The 1283-nt window shown below is 70.3% G+C and carries 2 protein-coding genes; both read left to right on the forward strand.

Annotation, left to right across the window (positions count from 1 at the left end):
* Nucleotides 1-877, forward strand: an 877-nt coding sequence (gene pdxS / locus AC07CM_RS51015; RefSeq protein ID WP_478883378.1) for a pyridoxal 5'-phosphate synthase lyase subunit PdxS, incomplete at its 5' end; no start/stop codon positions are given.
* A 13-nt stretch (nucleotides 878-890) separates the two neighbouring features.
* A partial coding sequence (gene pdxT / locus AC07CM_RS51020; protein WP_478883379.1) for a pyridoxal 5'-phosphate synthase glutaminase subunit PdxT occupies nucleotides 891-1283 on the forward strand: 393 nt, incomplete at its 3' end.

The following is a 1283-nucleotide window of genomic DNA, read 5'->3' on the forward strand; positions in this document are numbered from 1 at the left end:
GACCGGCACCGCCCGCGTGAAGCGCGGTATGGCCGAGCAGCTCAAGGGCGGCGTGATCATGGACGTCGTCACGCCGGAGCAGGCGAAGATCGCCGAGGACGCGGGCGCCGTCGCCGTCATGGCCCTCGAGCGGGTCCCGGCCGACATCCGCAAGGACGGCGGCGTGGCCCGTATGTCCGACCCGGACATGATCGAGGGCATCATCGACGCCGTCTCGATCCCGGTCATGGCCAAGTCCCGCATCGGCCACTTCGTCGAGGCCCAGGTGCTGCAGTCCCTCGGCGTCGACTACATCGACGAGTCCGAGGTCCTCACCCCGGCCGACGAGGTCAACCACTCCGACAAGTGGTCCTTCACCACGCCGTTCGTCTGTGGTGCCACCAACCTGGGCGAGGCCCTGCGCCGCATCGCCGAGGGCGCCGCGATGATCCGCTCCAAGGGCGAGGCCGGCACCGGCAACGTCGTCGAGGCCGTCCGCCACCTGCGCCAGATCAAGAACGAGATCGCCAAGCTGCGCGGCTTCGACAACCACGAGCTGTACGCCGCCGCCAAGGAGCTGCGCGCCCCGTACGAGCTGGTCAAGGAGGTCGCCGAGCTGGGCAAGCTCCCGGTGGTCCTCTTCTCCGCCGGTGGCGTCGCCACCCCGGCCGACGCCGCCCTGATGCGCCAGCTCGGCGCCGAGGGCGTGTTCGTCGGCTCCGGCATCTTCAAGTCCGGCGACCCGGCCAAGCGCGCCGCCGCCATCGTCAAGGCCACCACCTTCTACGACGACCCGAAGATCATCGCGGACGCGTCCCGCAACCTCGGCGAGGCCATGGTCGGCATCAACTGCGACACCCTCCCCGAGACCGAGCGCTACGCCAACCGCGGCTGGTAAGGCACTGGAACACATGAACACCCCCGTCATAGGCGTCCTGGCCCTCCAGGGCGACGTACGGGAGCACCTCATCGCCCTGGCCGCGGCCGACGCCGTGGCCAGGCCGGTGCGGCGCCCCGAGGAACTCGCCGAGGTCGACGGTCTCGTGCTGCCCGGCGGCGAGTCCACCACCATCTCCAAGCTGGCCGTCCTCTTCGGAGTGATGGAACCCCTCCGCGCGCGCGTGCGGGCCGGAATGCCCGTCTACGGCACCTGCGCCGGCATGATCATGCTCGCCGACAAGATCCTCGACCCGCGCTCGGGCCAGGAGACCGTCGGCGGCATCGACATGATCGTGCGCCGCAACGCCTTCGGACGGCAGAACGAGTCCTTCGAGGCGGCGGTCGACGTCCGCGGCATCGAGGGC

Source organism: Streptomyces sp. NPDC044061, from assembly GCF_056434305.1.